The sequence below is a fragment of the Okeanomitos corallinicola TIOX110 genome, from assembly GCF_038050375.1.
GTDB lineage: Bacteria > Cyanobacteriota > Cyanobacteriia > Cyanobacteriales > Nostocaceae > Okeanomitos > Okeanomitos corallinicola.
On sequence record NZ_CP150886.1, the window covers coordinates 4,766,192 to 4,782,055 of the forward strand.

Annotated in this window: 13 protein-coding genes; 10 read left to right on the forward strand and 3 right to left on the reverse strand. The window is 34.3% G+C overall.

Annotated elements, in window-relative coordinates:
• Window positions 1-98: 98 nt before the first annotated feature.
• Entirely contained in the window at window positions 99-1,040 is a 942-nt protein-coding gene (locus WJM97_RS20955) for a tetratricopeptide repeat protein (RefSeq protein WP_353930692.1), read from the reverse strand.
• A 160-nt stretch (window positions 1,041-1,200) separates the two neighbouring features.
• A complete protein-coding gene (locus tag WJM97_RS20960) occupies window positions 1,201-1,626 on the reverse strand; it encodes a cyclic nucleotide-binding domain-containing protein (RefSeq protein WP_353930693.1) in 426 nt (141 codons plus the stop codon).
• Between the two features lie 652 nt (window positions 1,627-2,278).
• On the opposite strand from WJM97_RS20960, the gene WJM97_RS20965 reads away from it, so the two are divergent.
• From WJM97_RS20965 to WJM97_RS20980, 4 genes are read left to right on the forward strand one after another with little or no spacing between them, the layout of a single operon-like run.
• Window positions 2,279-3,274, forward strand: coding sequence for a hypothetical protein (locus WJM97_RS20965; RefSeq protein ID WP_353930694.1), 996 nt, complete (start codon window positions 2,279-2,281; stop codon window positions 3,272-3,274).
• 60 nt (window positions 3,275-3,334) lie between these two features.
• A complete protein-coding gene (locus tag WJM97_RS20970) occupies window positions 3,335-4,852 on the forward strand; it encodes a CHAT domain-containing protein (protein WP_353930695.1) in 1,518 nt (505 codons plus the stop codon).
• 54 nt (window positions 4,853-4,906) lie between these two features.
• Window positions 4,907-7,888, forward strand: a complete 2,982-nt coding sequence (locus WJM97_RS20975) for a UPF0182 family protein (RefSeq protein ID WP_353930696.1) — start codon at window positions 4,907-4,909, stop codon at window positions 7,886-7,888.
• Window positions 7,889-7,899: 11 nt separating this feature from the next.
• Complete coding sequence (locus WJM97_RS20980) at window positions 7,900-10,395, forward strand: BsuBI/PstI family type II restriction endonuclease (RefSeq protein WP_353930697.1); 2,496 nt, start codon at window positions 7,900-7,902, stop codon at window positions 10,393-10,395.
• A gap of 79 nt (window positions 10,396-10,474) precedes the next feature.
• Here the strand turns inward: WJM97_RS20980 and WJM97_RS20985 are convergent, their stop codons facing one another.
• Window positions 10,475-11,164, reverse strand: coding sequence for a Uma2 family endonuclease (locus WJM97_RS20985; protein WP_353930698.1), 690 nt, complete (start codon window positions 11,162-11,164; stop codon window positions 10,475-10,477).
• 312 nt (window positions 11,165-11,476) lie between these two features.
• On the opposite strand from WJM97_RS20985, the gene bchB reads away from it, so the two are divergent.
• The 6 genes from bchB (at window position 11,477) to WJM97_RS21015 (ending at window position 15,767) form a co-directional block, all read left to right on the forward strand.
• The gene (gene bchB, locus WJM97_RS20990) at window positions 11,477-13,003 is read left to right on the forward strand and encodes a ferredoxin:protochlorophyllide reductase (ATP-dependent) subunit B (RefSeq protein ID WP_353930699.1); all 1,527 of its coding nucleotides are present in this window, start codon (window positions 11,477-11,479) and stop codon (window positions 13,001-13,003) included.
• Window positions 13,004-13,263: 260 nt separating this feature from the next.
• Window positions 13,264-13,815, forward strand: coding sequence for a hypothetical protein (locus WJM97_RS20995; protein WP_353930700.1), 552 nt, complete (start codon window positions 13,264-13,266; stop codon window positions 13,813-13,815).
• Between the two features lie 356 nt (window positions 13,816-14,171).
• Window positions 14,172-14,450 (forward strand): type II toxin-antitoxin system prevent-host-death family antitoxin, encoded by a 279-nt coding sequence (locus WJM97_RS21000; protein WP_353930701.1) that lies wholly within the window; start codon window positions 14,172-14,174, stop codon window positions 14,448-14,450.
• Window positions 14,451-14,581: 131 nt separating this feature from the next.
• A complete protein-coding gene (locus tag WJM97_RS21005) occupies window positions 14,582-14,926 on the forward strand; it encodes a type II toxin-antitoxin system RelE/ParE family toxin (protein ID WP_353930702.1) in 345 nt (114 codons plus the stop codon).
• 2 nt (window positions 14,927-14,928) lie between these two features.
• Window positions 14,929-15,219, forward strand: a complete 291-nt coding sequence (locus tag WJM97_RS21010) for a helix-turn-helix transcriptional regulator (protein ID WP_353930703.1) — start codon at window positions 14,929-14,931, stop codon at window positions 15,217-15,219.
• A gap of 266 nt (window positions 15,220-15,485) precedes the next feature.
• Complete coding sequence (locus WJM97_RS21015; protein WP_353933234.1) at window positions 15,486-15,767, forward strand: DUF427 domain-containing protein; 282 nt, start codon at window positions 15,486-15,488, stop codon at window positions 15,765-15,767.
• The last annotated feature ends 97 nt before the right edge of the window (window positions 15,768-15,864 follow it).

The following is a 15,864-nucleotide window of genomic DNA, read 5'->3' on the forward strand; positions in this document are numbered from 1 at the left end:
TAGCAATAAAACTATTTTGTTGCCATAATCGCTGATTAATACTTGTGTCTTATTTATTTGCAATATGTTTGTTGTATTTAATAATAGTGTTTGCTGCTTCAGTGTGGTTTGTTATTTAATTTGTTATTTAGATTTTTATCTAAGATTTGTGTCTGTGTTAACAATTTTTCGGCGTTGCTTACCCATTGAGTTTTACCCTGTTTTTGATACAGATTTTTGGCATATTCTAATACTTTAATTGCTTCTGTATATTGTTTATTTTGGACAAATATTAATCCTGCTCCATAGTAAGCATCTGCATAGTTAGATTTAGCATCTACTGATTTTCTGAATGCGTCTAATGCTTGGTTAAATTTACCCTGTTTATACAAAATTAACCCAATATTATAATAAGCTTCTGCATATCTAGGATTTATAGTTATGGCTTGATTAAATGCTGCTTTTGCTGGTTCTATTTTTCCTGTTTGTAGATAGGAAATTCCTAAATGATAAGCTGATTCAGGGGAATTTGGACTATATTTGATAGCTGCTTGAAAAGAGGCGATCGCCCCATTCCAATCTCTTTGTATTTCTTTTACCAACCCTAAATTATAATGAGCAAAACCTAATTGCGGATCTAATTTTAATGCCAGTTGTAAATACTCAATTGCTAACTGTAAATTACTTCCTTCCAATAATGCCCCACCTAAATTGGCAAAGGCTGGTGCAAACTGTGGATCAGCTTGTGTTGCTTGATAAAATGCGTCTGCTGCTGGTTGTAATTGTCCCGCTTGTCGCAGTGCTAGACCTAAATTATAATGGGCTGGTGCTAGTGTGGGGTCTAATTTTGTAGCTTGACGAAAAGCGGCGATCGCATCTTCTATTTTTCCCCCTTGAATAGCCTGTAAACCCTGATTTAAAGATTCTAAGGCTATTTGACGAGAATTTTGAGCCAGTAGTAAAGAAGGTGGAGAAATAGAAAAAACTGGTTTAATATGTATATCTAGTAGCAGGAAAGTAACAATTGCAATTAGAGAATGTTTTTTAAATGATATAGTCATAAATTAACCTGGTGATTGTATCACTTAACTCTTACGATAAACTACAAAGATTTTAACTACCAGTAGTAATAGTAAATTGTTCATTCTCTTTCCCAGTCTCTGACTGGGAATGTTTTTTAGAAGGTTCTACCTTCCGAGACGCAAAGATCGGTAAGTTATTTCAATGACTCATATTTTCATTCAATTGGCGAATGATTCGAGATAATTCACGAATAATATTCACTGCTATTTCTGGGGTTTCTTCAATAGCATCGTAAAGTTGCTCTTGGGTAAGTTCTAAACATTCACAAGATTCTAAAGTAGTAATAGAAGCAGAACGGGGCTGAGTATCAAATACTGCCATTTCTCCAAAGTATTTTCCTCTTTCTACCTCCGCCAATGTTTTATCTCCAATGTGTACTTTTACTCTACCAGATACAATAATATAGAGCGATCGCCCTTCTTCTCCTTGCTTGAAAATACTATGATTAGTCGGATAAGATAACTCATTCATTACGGAAGCAAGTCTGACGACAAAATCATCTCGTAATTCATTAAAAATAGGGACACGACGGACAAATAATAAACGGTCAACACTGGTAAGCATAATTACTGAGTAAAAATATAACTTTACAACATGATCAAACGGAAATCAACCAGGTTTGAGGGTGTCGGATAATAATATAGCAGGTGACAGGGAACAGATGCTACACCACGGTGACAGAGCTAGAAGCCTTTCATGATCTAAGTCTTGGGTTTACTTGATGTCTTAACAGCCTTATCCGTTGCTATAAATAATATACTTGGTTTTGTCCTCTTAACTGTTACTAATCACCCCAGAGAAAACGTGTATAATTTATTTCTAAACATGGAAACTACTTTTCAAGTCAAGAAACTAATAATACTTTACCTTTGTTGACTTTGTAGTTACAAACTATGGTAATTGCAGTTCTCAAAAAACTTCAGATTTATTTAGCATCTATAAATAATACACAAATTTATCCAGTTTATTCCCTGTAACAATGATTAACCCAGAATAGTTATTTTTATTTTTACTCCTACGTAAATTTATGTTGACTAAAGTTTAAAATTTACTATCAATTTTGATATAATAACTTGATAACACTGAGTATCAAAATAAACTCAAGGCATAAATAATATATAAGTGTATCTGATTTAAGAAATAATTTTTACTCAGACTATAAACCAAATAATTTAAAATTTCCGATCAAAAAAATTCTACCAAAATCAGTATTTGTATGTACTTCCTAGCAGATCATGTTCAGATAGAAATTTATCATCATTCGCACAACCAGATTATCCATAAAACTCAAATTCATAACCATAAATCGTCAAATTTTGATCAGATAAATAATTTTTTACCCATTGAATTAAGTGAAGGATATTTTCATCTGAGCAAACCAGAAAAAATCCCCACATCTGTTCACTTATTCAGTCAAACAACCACAGATAATACAGTTGATGCAGATACCAATAGTGGTAATAGTTTAAGAACTGAACCAAACAACCCAGAGGAAAAACCATTTACACCACAAAAATTACCCTTAGTTTTAGAAAAGAAAAAAACCAAGCCACCATCATCTCCAGGTATTACCATGTTAACCCCTTCAGCCTATGGTAAATCTTGGGGTAGAGCTTCCATTGGTGTAGGTGTGCAATCTCGCGCTCGCTTTACTGACGCAGCAGATGGAGCTTTAGGAGTTGGTTTTGGTTTAGGTGATGCCAAAAAAGCAGTAGGTTTAGATATAAATATTGGTGTTGTTGATATCTCATCCTTTGAAGATGGAAATATTAGTTTCAAATTACATCGTCAACTTCCAGAAGACTTTGCTATAGCTGTTGGTGTCAAAAACTTCATAACTTTCGGCAATACCGATGGGGGTAATTCTGGTTATGGGGTAGTTACGAAACTATTTCGTTTACAAGATAGTGAAGAGAAACTTTTTAGTCGTTTATATGTATCCGCTGGAGTTGGTGGTGGACAATTTCGTTCTGAATCAGATATTAGAAATCAAATTGATGCAGTTGGTGTTTTTGGCAGTGTAGCCTTAAAAGTTGTGAAACCTGTAAATGCCATTGTGGAATGGAGTGGACAAGATTTAGGCATAGGTGTATCTGTTGCTCCATTTAAAAATATTCCCTTAGTCATTACCCCAGGATTGAGTGATATCACTGGTAATGCTGGAGATGGGACACGCTTTATCTTAGGAATTGGTTACAGTATTTCTTTTTAAAAATTATTGCGGGTGAGTTGTCATTGAATTAGTTAATCAGCAAATTTTAGGATTAAGAAGATGAAATTTAAGCAGTTCATATCTATTTTTTTATCAGTAGTTTTAACTCTATTTCTCTGGGAATCGGTTCAAGCTCAAACAGGCAATCAATCAGATATTACTAATATTGATACCCAGGAATTTATTAATCCTGATACGAATACAACAATAGAAAATCGCACCATTGTTAATGAGCCAGAATTTAACAATACCTTTTTAGATACAACACCAGAAGAAGGGATTGAACAGTTTGAGGAATTGCAAGCAGTAGAATATAGCCAATATTTGGGAACTCCATTATTTGGAGAAATTAGTTCACATGAAGAAATTGGTGATCAGTTAAATAAATTGGCAAAGTTAACAGGAAGAAATGCGGCCATTCTCTATGTGACTTCTCTAGAAGATAAACTTAGCCTGATTTTAGTCCCTCCCAAACCAGCAGAAAAAGATTTATTGAATGAAAACAAAAACTTAAAAACAAAGCCTCAACTTTTTGCACAGAATAATCAGTATAAAGTAGGTGAAGTTGTTAGAGAAATTGTAGTAGAAGCTAATAGTAGTGAGATAGAAAAAAATGCTAAAGAATTTCGTTCTCAAGTCACTAATTCTCGAAGTAATACCTACTTTAATAGTGCGAATAAACTTTATAACTGGATTATTAAACCTATAGAACCAGCACTAGAATTAAATAAAATTCATACTATTGTATTTTGTCTAGATAGTGGTTTGCGTACTCTTCCTGTTGCTGCTTTATATGATGGAGAAAAGTTTCTGATTGAAAAATATAGTGTAGGGTTAATACCTAGTTTTAGCCTTACAGATACTCGTTATGTTCCCATAGTTAAATCGGATATTCTCGCTTTAGGAATATCTCAAAGTACAGAAGGCCAAGAACCTTTACCATCTGTACCATTAGAAATACAAACTGTTAGTAAAGAAATTTGGCCTAATCGAGGTCAAACATTATTAAATCAAGAATCTACCCTAGAAAATCTTGAATCTTTGAGTCGTCAGAAACATTTTGGGATTCTTCACTTAGCGACCCATGGTGATTTTAAACCGGGAAGTATAAATAACTCTTACATTCAACTTTGGAATCAAAAACTTCGTGTAGATCAGATCAAAAATATTTCTAGGGAACTAGGATGGCAAAAAGATCCTAAAGTAGAAATGTTAGTGTTAAGTGCTTGCAGAACTGCTGTAGGTAGTAATGAGGCAGAATTAGGATTTTCTGGTTTATCAGTGCAAGCAGGTGTAAAATCTGTTTTAGGGAGTTTATGGTATGTCAGTGATCAAGGTTCTTTAGCATTAATGACCAAATTTTACGAGCAGTTAAATATTAATGGTCTGCGGTCAGAATCTCTTAGACAAGCTCAGTTAGCAATGTTGACGCAAAAGGTACGCATAACAGATAAAGAATTATATTTATCTACGGAAAAAGCTATTCCTCTGCCTCCAGAACTGAATAACTTGGGTACAATTAACCTATCTCATCCATACTATTGGTCTGCTTTTACAATGGTAGGTAATTGGAATTAAAATTTTATTCCTGAGTCAACTGTAATTAGTTAGTTTCTTCTTATTTCCTGAAAAATGTCTTTGAAATGGTGCTTTAGAGCTATTTTCCTATCCTTGGGTTTATGGTTATTCTTGGATCTAGCTTCTCATCTAGGTGCGGAAATTCTTTGGTTTCAAGAAGTAAGTTATTTGCCAACATTTCTGGTGCGTTTAATAACCAAATGTGCTTTGTGGGTAGGTGTTGTTAGTGTCAGTTTAGGCTATTTATTGGGTAATTTAGCTTTAGCAGAACGTTGGAAATATCCCTATTTTTTGAAAAGTGAACCAGCTAGATCCCAGGATACAGGACTGAGTAAAGAAATAGCGGCTTTTTTGAGTCCTCAGTATGACAAAAATAACGGTAAATCTTTACTTGAAGGTGGTAATAAAAGCATTAAATTACCATGGTTATTACCTATAACTCTATGTTTAAGTTTTTTATTAGGATTGATGGTAACTCATTATGGATTAGTTGCTACCAGTTATTGGCAAGGACAAATTAATCAGGTTAGTTCACCATTTACAATTTTATTTAGACCTGAGATAGTTGGGAATTTAAGTATTAAGATCATTTCCCAACCACAATATATTTGTTTAGCTGTGGTGATGATGATCGCACTGTTGATATATTATCGGTTTTTTCTGTGGGCGATCGCTGTTGTTTTTAGTCTCGGTTTTGGGTGGATGATATCTAAAAATTGGGACAAGTTATTATTATATTTTCACTCTCAACCTTTCAATAGTACAGAACCTTTATTTAGTAAAGATATCAGTTTTTATATTTTTTCTCTTCCGCTGTGGGAATTATTAGCTTTTTGGCTGATAGGTTTAAGTTTTTATGCTTTTGTTTCCGTTGCACTGACCTATCTTTTATCGGGAGATAGCCTCAGCCAAGGGATTTATCTTGGGCTTTCTGCACCACAGAAACGTCATTTATTCGGGTTAGGTGGCGGCTTAATGTTAATGGTAGCTTTTAGTTACTGGCTAAGTCGTTATGAACTGGTTTATTCTCCCCGTGGTGTGAGTTTTGGAGCTAGTTTTACCGATGTCATGGCAGAATTACCAACTGATACAATTTTATGTGTTTTAGCTGTAGCGATCGCCTTTTATTTATTATCGCAAACTTTATTTTTTAAACCCAAATCTAAACATCATCAATGGATAATCTCTGGTATTGGTATCTATCTGATGTTAACCATTGCTGGTGATTTTATTATTCCTGTTATTGTCCAATCTTTAATAGTTCAACCCAATGAATTACAAAGAGAAACACCTTATATAAAAAGAACTATTGCCCTCACTCGACAAGCATTTGATTTACAAGCAATTGAGGCTAAAACCTTTAACCCCAAAGGAAAATTAACACAAGCAGATATTGAAGCTAATGATTTGACAATTCGGAATATTCGCCTCTGGGATCAAAAACCTCTCTTAAAAACTAACCGTCAATTACAACAAATTCGTCCTTATTATCGCTTTCCTGATGCAGACATTGATCGCTATATTATTAATACCGAACCCAAGCAAAAAACTAACCTAACCACAGAAAAAAGACAAGTATTAATTGCCGCCAGAGAATTAGATTATAATGCCGTACCTGAACAAGCGAAAACATGGGTAAACCGCAATTTTGTTTATACCCACGGTTATGGTTTTACCATGAGTCCTGTAAATACAGTTGCTCCTGGTGGTTTACCTGAATATTTTGTCAAAGATATTAGTGGTAATGGTAGTGCTTTAACTACTTCTAGTGCAGAAATTAGGGCAAGTATTCCTATTGGTGAACCACGCATTTATTATGGAGAAATTGCCAATACTCATGTGATGACTGGAACAAAAGTTAAAGAATTAGATTATCCCAGTGGTAGCGATAATGTGTATACAACTTATGATGGAAAAGGGGGAATTAGAATCGGTTCATTGTGGCGAAGATGGCTATTTTCCACGTATTTAAAAGATTGGCGGATGATATTTACCAGGGATTTCTTACCACAAACAAAAATATTATTTCGACGCAATATTCAAGAAAGAATTAGAGAGATTGCTCCTTTTTTGAAATTTGATAGTGAACCTTATTTGGTCACCGCTGATACTCACCCTAATCCTGGACAGGAAAAATTTCCCGACAATAAAAATTATTTGTATTGGATAGTAGATGCTTATACAATTAGCGATCGCTATCCTTACTCAGATCAAAATAATGAAGGCATAAATTACATTCGTAACTCCGTTAAAGTTGTTATTGATGCTTATAACGGCACAGTTAAATTTTATGTAGCAGAACCCAAAGATCCCTTAATTAATGCCTGGTCACAAATCTTCCCGGAAATGTTTCAACCCCTGGCACAAATGCCAGCAAATTTGCGTAGTCATATCCGCTATCCAGTAGACTTTTTCAAAATCCAAGCAGAACGGTTAATGATTTACCATATTACCAACCCACAGGTATTTTATAACCGAGAAGATCAATGGCAAATTCCCAACGAAATCTATGGCACAGAATCCCGTGAACTTGAACCTTATTATTTAATCACCAGTCTTCCTGATGTTGATTTTGAAGAATTTATCTTATTACTACCCTACACACCCAAACAAAGAACAAACCTAACCGCCTGGTTAGCAGCACGTTCCGATGGGGAGAACTACGGTAAATTATTATTATATAACTTTCCTAAAGAAAGATTGATTTATGGGCCTGAACAAATCGAAGCTAGAATTAATCAAGATCCAGTAATTTCCCAACAAATATCCTTATGGAATCGTCAAGGTTCAAGAGCAATTCAAGGTAATTTGTTAATTGTTCCCATTAAACAATCTTTGTTATATGTTGAACCAATTTATTTAGAAGCAACACAAAATAGTTTACCAACTTTAGTTAGAGTTGTAGTAGCCTATGAAAATCGCATTGTGATGGCACAAACTTTAGAACAAGCATTAGAGGGAATATTTAAACCAGAAGTCACACCAGCACCGGCTATTATTCGTCCAGTGGAAGAAGAGGAAATCCCACCAATTTAGTCTTTAATTTCATGTTTAATTTTGTTGTATCAATTCATGAAATGATAAATTATATTACACAGTCAACAGATATAAATGGAATAAATTTATCATCAAAATTAAATCCAAAACACAGAAGTGAATTAGGTCAATTTCTCACTCCTGCAAAAATTGCTAGATTTATGGCAGGACAATTTAATAATTTATCTGGTCATATTAGGTTACTTGATCCTGGTGCTGGTGTTGGGTCTTTAACTGCTGCTTTCGTAGAACAACTATTGCTAAATTCCCATCAAATTGAGAGTTGTTTACTCACAGCTTATGAAATAGAATCAACCTTTTTATCATCTTTAGAAAAATGTCTGATTGAATGTTGTCAAGCCTTGCAGAACAAAGGGATTACAGCCGATTATTGTTTACGCAATGAAAGCTTTGTTAATAGTATAAAAGCCAATAATTTACCTCTTTTTACTCATTATTCCCAAAGTTTCACCCATGCAATTCTCAATCCACCATACAAAAAAATTAACAACCAATCAATTGAGAAAAAACATTTATTAAAACAGGGAATTGAAACAGTAAATTTATATAGTGCTTTTGTTTGGCTGACCATGTTACAGCTTGTAGAAAATGGTGAAATAGTGGCAATTACCCCTAGAAGTTTCTGTAATGGTGCTTACTATCGTCCATTTCGTCAAGCCTTTTTACAAAAAATGGCACTACAAAAAATTCATGTTTTTGATAGTCGTTATTTAGTATTTGCAGAAGATAATATCATTCAAGAAAATCTAATTTATCATGCTATCAAAAAAGAAAATAAAGATAAAATCATCACAATTAGTATTAATTCAGAAACAGAATTAGATCAAATTTCAGAAATGAGAATTGTTCCCTATCATCAAATTATAGAAAACAATGATAGTGAGAATTTTATCCATATCATCACCAACTCTTTAGCAGATGCTTTAAAAGTGCAGATGGATAAATTTTCATCTACCTTAGAGGAATTGGGTTTAGAAATCTCCACAGGACCAGTCGTGGATTTTCGTCTCAAATCAGCTTTAAGAAATTCTTTGGATGATCAAACAGTTCCCCTAATTTACCCAGAATCTATTAAGTTTGGAAAAGTTGTATTTCCTCCCCAAAAACCGAAAAAATCAATTGCTATTATACAAAACCAAGAAACACAGAAATGGTTAATTCCCCAAGGTTGTTATGTTTTAATCAAACGATTTTCTGCTAAAGAAGAAAAACGTCGTGTTATTGCTGCTGTATCTTATCCTCTAGATTACCAAACATTGGGTATAGAGAATCATATCAACTACTATCATGCAAAAGGAAAAGGAATAAATATCAACCTAGCAAAAGGTTTAACAGCATTTCTAAATTCAACTTTCTTTGATCAATACTTTCGACTTTTTAGTGGTAACACACAAGTCAATGCGACAGACTTACGCAAAATTAAATACCCATGCAAAGATGATTTAATCAACCTAGGAATACAAATTAATGAATCTAGATTTAATCAGGATAAGCTAGATCATCTTGTACATCAAAATCTATCAATTATGAGTGAAACAATCAACGCAATTCAAGCTAGTAAACGTATTCAAGAAGCACTGATTATTCTTAAAGAAATTTCTGCACCAAAAGAACAACAAAATGAAAGATCAGCATTGTGCTTACTGGCATTAACAGATATTAGACCAGAAACTTCTTGGAATCAAGCAACAACACCCAGACGCAGAATTACAGAAATGATGGATTGGTTTCGTGATTTTTATGGTAAACAATATGCACCAAATACACGGGAAACTGTGAGAAGACAAACAATGCACCAGTTTATACAAATGGGTTTAGTTGTTGAGAATCCAGATCAACCAAAACGACCAATTAATAGTCCTAAATGGTGTTATCAATTGCAAGCAACAGCACTATTATTAATCAAATCTTATAATTCTGAACTGTGGGAAGAATCACTTGAGAATTATAATATTTCTGTAAAAAACTTATTGCAGAATAGAAATCGAAATATAGCACAAATTCCCGTTACTCTACCCGATGGTAAAGCAATTTATTTATCATCAGGTGGACAAAATAATTTAATCAAAGACATTTTAGAAAATTTTTGTCCAAGATTTACACCAGGAGGTTTGGTTCTTTATGTGGGTGATGCTGGAGATAAATTCATCATTAATGAAACTCAAAAGTTTAGAGAAGTGGGAATTGAGTTAGATCCTCATGGTAAAATGCCAGATATTGTAGTTTACTATCAGCAAAAGGACTGGTTAATATTAATAGAAGCTGTAACCAGTCATGGACTTGTTAACCTCAAAAGACACAATGAGTTAAAACAGCTTTTGCAGTCAAGTAGTAAGGGTTTAGTTTTTATAACTGCTTTTCCTACTCGTAAAGAAATGAGTAAATATTTAGGTGAAATTGCTTGGGAAACTGAAGTTTGGGTTGCAGATCAACCAGATCATTTAATTCATTTTAATGGAGAAAGATTTCTGGGTCCATACTCATAAATATTATATGTAAGTATTTTTATATCTCACACAATCGCGCTTTGCGATCTCGAAGAGTGGCTAAAAGTTTTTAAAAACTCTAATCATTGCCCAATTTACTAATAAATTCCGCGTGTTCTCTAGACTGTAACCCACTTTGTAAAACATTCAAAACTGCGAGCATATTTCCTGTTAACAATTCATTTACTGCTAACCATAAACCTGGAAATATCCGACTTTTTAAAATATCATTTGCATCAGGTGTTAATTCTAAATATTCACCTTGTTCTAAAGAAAACCAACTTAATTTTTGTTCTAAAACTTGCCAAACAATATATTCTTTTACCCCATTACGACGATAGGCTTGTTTTTTACCATGTAAATCAATCGCTGTACTACTAGCAGCAATTTCCACCACTAATTCTGGCGCACCTTCAATATAATCATCTTCACTAATTCTAGTTTGTCCACCTGCTGCTGGTGTGATAATTAAAACCGCATCTGGTTGAGGTTCATTATCTAAATCTAAACGTACTGTTGGTTCAATTGCTAATTCTACACCAGGAGTTAAAACCTCATAATTACCCAGCCATGTGAGGATACGAGCATGAGGTTGACCGTGACTTCGGAAACGCAAAGCAGCGGGCATAATATATACAATTCCTTCAATTAATTCGGCTTTTTTAACTTTAGAGGTACTATCATAACGACGCTCAAATTCATAACGATTAAGTTTATCACCGTTTGTCAAAGGAGGAATAAAAGCAGGAGAAAAGGGAATTTTAACCATAGGTTGGTGTATTAAATAATTACGCCATGATTACATTTTAACAAAATTACCACTTAACAAATCTCTAAAAATTCATGACAATATTTCTCAAATCATTAAGACTTCTTTACTTAAACTATGGCAATATTTTTACAATTGATAGCTGAAGTCCTATCTATAACTACGTTTGAGCAATTATAATTTTCAGCAATACTGATTAATTAACTCTTTATACTTAAAGAACCTTATTTGTTTATAACCAAAAGTTTTGCGACAATCCAATTTAATAATTGAAAAATCATAATTACTGAAACTGTAAGAGGAGAAGACCGAATGAAATTAGCTTACTGGATGTATGCAGGCCCCGCTCACATTGGCACTTTACGGGTTGCCAGTTCCTTTAAAAATGTCCACGCCATCATGCACGCTCCCCTGGGAGACGACTATTTTAACGTCATGCGCTCTATGTTATCGCGGGAAAGGAACTTTACCCCAGTTACAACCAGCGTCGTAGACAGACACGTTTTATCCCGTGGTTCTCAAGAAAAAGTAGTAGATAATATTATCCGCAAAGATGTAGAAGAACACCCAGATTTAATTCTTTTAACTCCCACCTGTACCTCCAGTATTTTGCAAGAAGATTTACATAACTTTGTGGAACGAGCGCAGTTAGAAGCACAAGGTGATGTGATGCTGGCGGATGTTAACCATTACCGCTACAACGAACTACAAGCAGCAGACAGAACTTTACAACAAATTATCCAATACTATATCGAAAAAGCCCGCAAAAAAGGGGAATTACCTACAGAAAAAACAGCTAATCCTTCAGTTAATATTATTGGTATTTCTACCCTGGGGTTCCATCATAATCATGACTGTACAGAACTGAAAAAATTAATGGCTGATTTAGGAATTGAGGTAAATACTATCATTCCTGAAGGTGCATCAGTTCATCAATTAAAGAACTTACCAAAAGCATGGTTTAATTTAATTCCTTATCGGGAAATTGGTTTAACAACTGCCAAATATTTAGAGGAAAACTTTGGTACACCTTTTGTTGATATTACACCTATGGGTGTGGTGGAAACTGCCAGATGTATCCGCAAAATTCAACAGGTAATTAATGCCGAAGGTGCGGAAGTTAATTATGATGAATATATCAATGAACAAACTTTGCACGTATCCCAAGCGGCTTGGTTTTCTCGTTCTATAGATTGTCAGAATTTAACAGGTAAAAAAGCGGTGGTATTTGGTGATAATACCCATGCAGCAGCTTTAACTAAAATTCTTTCACGGGAAATGGGAATTCATGTAGTTATGGCGGGTACTTATTGTAAATATGATTCTGACTGGTTTAGAGAACAGGTAAGCGAGTATTGTGATGAGGTTTTAATTACAGAAGATCATGGAGAAATTGGGGATGCGATCGCCCGGCTTGAACCTTCTGCTATATTTGGAACACAGATGGAACGTCACGTTGGTAAACGTTTGGATATTCCTTGCGGTGTGATTGCAGCACCTATTCACGTTCAGAATTTCCCCATTGGTTACAAACCATTTATGGGTTATGAAGGTACAAATCAAATCACAGATTTAATCTACAATTCCTTCACTTTGGGAATGGAAGATCACCTATTAGAAATCTTTGGTGGACACGATACAAAAGAAGTAATTACCAAAGGAATTTCCTCAGAAACTGGGTTGAATTGGACAAAAGATGGCCAAGCAGAATTGAATAAGATTCCTGGTTTTGTGCGCGGAAAAGTGAAGCGAAATACCGAAAAGTTTGCCCGTGAACGTGGGTTTAAGGATATCTCGGCTGAGGTTTTGTATGCCGCGAAGGAGTCTGTAGGGGCGTAGGTTTTAGGGGTTAGATGATAAGAGTGAGTGGTGAGGGGTAATATCTACTCTTTACTACTTGCTTTTTTATGTGGAGAAAAACAAAAAAAACCATTTTGATATTGAGCAATTGAAAAATTTGCTTAAAATTATTTTTTAGTATTTTTATTGAAAACTACGTAATTAGTAGGTAAAAAAAATTGAAGCTAATCAGTAAATACTCTGTTGATTTATACGCAACACGAAAGTGACACTCATTAAAGTGCTTTTATCAGTTTTTGATGTTGTCTATAAAAAATAATGAGACTGTTGGTATGATTCAAAAGTTAGAATTTTCACTTAAACGCATTATTTCATTAGTAGCTGTATTACTGATTGCTTTATCGGTAATATTTCTATTGCCAATGCAACCAGCCAATGCTAGGGTTAATGCTCCATCTAGAGTAAGTCTATTTTTGCCAAATGAGTGGAAATCAATGGCAGATAAGTCAAATCTAGAGATAGCAGCCGAAATAGATCAGCGTCTTGATATAACCCGCGATGAAATTGGTCGAGCAGCACTGAAAATAGTACATGGTTTCGGCACTTATGAATCTACAGAACCTGTATTTTTCGCAGTGCGTGATGGTGGGGTGTATTTATTCCAAATAAGAATTCATTGGAAGCGAAAACTTTTTGTCCCTGAACGAGAACACACAACTTTAATTCAATGGGAAGTTTTAAATAATCAACATTTTCACACAGTAGTTCAAAGTGATGATTCAACATTTGCAGCAGCTAATTTTGAAGAATTAAATTATCTATTTGAAGGATTGCTTTCAAATAAAACTTGAAAATAGATCGTAGGTTGGGTTGAACCAAGTGAAACCCAACATTCCTATATTTTATATAATTTAAAGTTACTTTAAATGGTGAAACTCTAGATGTTGTTTATGTTCCTATTTCCTGGGTTAACCCACTACCTGAAACTTGGGGAAATCTTTAACATGATACTAAAAAGACAGCTTAAAACCGCCTCAGAATGAATTCTGAGTCTAATAACAAAAGTCTTCTCAAGACAACTAGAATAATATTTGAGTCCGTTTTAACGGACTTCGGCGATTAGACTGGGAATTAATTCCCAGACGGGTGAGAAAGCTAACTGATAATATTGAAAAATATCAGCTACAGCATGAGGAAAAATCCCACCATGTCCAACCAAACAAACTTAACTGATGCTCGTAATAACCTAGCTGAAATCTGCGCTCAAGTAGTTGCAGATAGAGAAGTAATGATTATTACCCAACCTGACGGTGAGAACGTCGCCTTAATTGCTGCTGACGAATTAGAAAGTTTATTAGAAACAACTCATTTACTGCGCTCCCCTAAAAATGCAGCGCGTCTTTTAACTTCTTTAGAAAGAGCAAAAACCAGAACTTTAAAACCGCAAAATATTAACGAACTACGTCAGGAGTTGGGAATTGACTAATAAATAGTGATTGATTTTATGTACCAAAAAAGGTACAATATAGTATAACATCAAATCTAATGTCTGTGGTTGTTAGAGAAAAGTATTAAAAATACCTAATACCTACTTCTACATTTAATTAGATTTGATTTATGACAGATAAAAGAGTTCCGGCTGAATTTTATAGAAACGAAAATGGCACTGAACCAGTTCGTGATTGGTTAAAAAGTTTATCTAAAGAAGAAAGATTTTTGATTGGTGCTGATATCAAAACAGTTGAATTTGGTTGGCCAATTGGAATGCCAACCTGTCGGCCAATGGGTGATGGATTATTTGAAGTCAGGACAAATTTACCACAACATAAAATTGCTCGTGTATTATTTTGTTTTTATGAAGGTAAAATGATATTGCTGCATGGCTTCATTAAGAAAAGTCAAAAAACCCCAAAACAACAATTAGATTTAGCTTTAGAACGTAAACAAATATTGGAGGCGTAAAAATGACAAAAAACCCTTATATTGGTTCTTCTCTTGATGAGTTTTTAGAAGAAGAAGGAACATTAGACGAAATCAATTTAATAGCTATTAAAAGAGTAATTGCTTGGCAAATTCAAACCGCAATGGCTGAGAAAAATATTACTAAAACAGCAATGGCTGAAAAGATGAAAACAAGTAGATCCTCTATTGATAGACTTTTAGATCCTGATCATCATTCTGTTACTTTAGACACAATTGATAAAGCTGCAAGAGTTCTTGGTAAGAAAATTCGTTTTGAATTGATAGATGCTTGACATAAATGAAGTAGACTTTTTGCATTTTATCTATGCTTAACTAATAGTTAATAATTATTGAGTCCGTTTTAACGGACTTCGGTTATTAGACTGGGAATTAATTCCCAGACGGGTGAGAAAGCGAACTGATAATATTAAAAAATATCAAACCAGGTATAAATAAATTGCAAGGGTAATCTTCACCTTTGTTCATGAATTTTATAATTACAACCCAATCGTCACCTAAAAATGTCACAATTAGAATTGTTAACTTTCTTTTTAATCTCATTATGAAAGCAACTTGGAACGGTGCAATCTTAGCAGAAAGCGACAAAACCGTAGTCGTAGAAGGAAATCATTATTTTCCCCCAGACAGCATTAACAAAGAATATTTCACAGATAGCGATGCTCACACTTCCTGTTTTTGGAAGGGAGTTGCTAGTTACTACAATATTTCTGTCAATGGAGAAACGAAAAAAGATGCAGCTTGGTATTATCCCAGCGCTAAAGAAAAAGCTAAAAATATAGAAGGTTACAGCAGATTTAATACCAATAAGGTACAGACATAAATGATAAAACTCTTGTGGGGTGGGCATCTTGCCCGCCAAGGGTGTACCTCATAACAACGGGAAGTGCTGTATGTTGCTTTCTATAAATTTGTGAACG

What these genes read in the sequence shown, in the direction of transcription:
- WJM97_RS21005 (WP_353930702.1), top strand. Translation starts at nt 14,582, where the DNA reads ATGACAGATAAAAGAGTTCCGGCTGAATTTTATAGAAACGAAAATGGC.
- WJM97_RS20970 (WP_353930695.1), top strand. Translation starts at nt 3,335, where the DNA reads ATGAAATTTAAGCAGTTCATATCTATTTTTTTATCAGTAGTTTTAACT.
- WJM97_RS20975 (WP_353930696.1), top strand. Translation starts at nt 4,907, where the DNA reads ATGTCTTTGAAATGGTGCTTTAGAGCTATTTTCCTATCCTTGGGTTTA.
- WJM97_RS20960 (WP_353930693.1), bottom strand. Translation starts at nt 1,626, where the DNA reads ATGCTTACCAGTGTTGACCGTTTATTATTTGTCCGTCGTGTCCCTATT.
- WJM97_RS20980 (WP_353930697.1), top strand. Translation starts at nt 7,900, where the DNA reads ATGTTTAATTTTGTTGTATCAATTCATGAAATGATAAATTATATTACA.
- WJM97_RS21010 (WP_353930703.1), top strand. Translation starts at nt 14,929, where the DNA reads ATGACAAAAAACCCTTATATTGGTTCTTCTCTTGATGAGTTTTTAGAA.
- WJM97_RS21000 (WP_353930701.1), top strand. Translation starts at nt 14,172, where the DNA reads ATGTCCAACCAAACAAACTTAACTGATGCTCGTAATAACCTAGCTGAA.
- WJM97_RS20995 (WP_353930700.1), top strand. Translation starts at nt 13,264, where the DNA reads ATGTTGTCTATAAAAAATAATGAGACTGTTGGTATGATTCAAAAGTTA.
- bchB (WP_353930699.1), top strand. Translation starts at nt 11,477, where the DNA reads ATGAAATTAGCTTACTGGATGTATGCAGGCCCCGCTCACATTGGCACT.
- WJM97_RS20955 (WP_353930692.1), bottom strand. Translation starts at nt 1,040, where the DNA reads ATGACTATATCATTTAAAAAACATTCTCTAATTGCAATTGTTACTTTC.
- WJM97_RS20965 (WP_353930694.1), top strand. Translation starts at nt 2,279, where the DNA reads ATGTACTTCCTAGCAGATCATGTTCAGATAGAAATTTATCATCATTCG.
- WJM97_RS20985 (WP_353930698.1), bottom strand. Translation starts at nt 11,164, where the DNA reads ATGGTTAAAATTCCCTTTTCTCCTGCTTTTATTCCTCCTTTGACAAAC.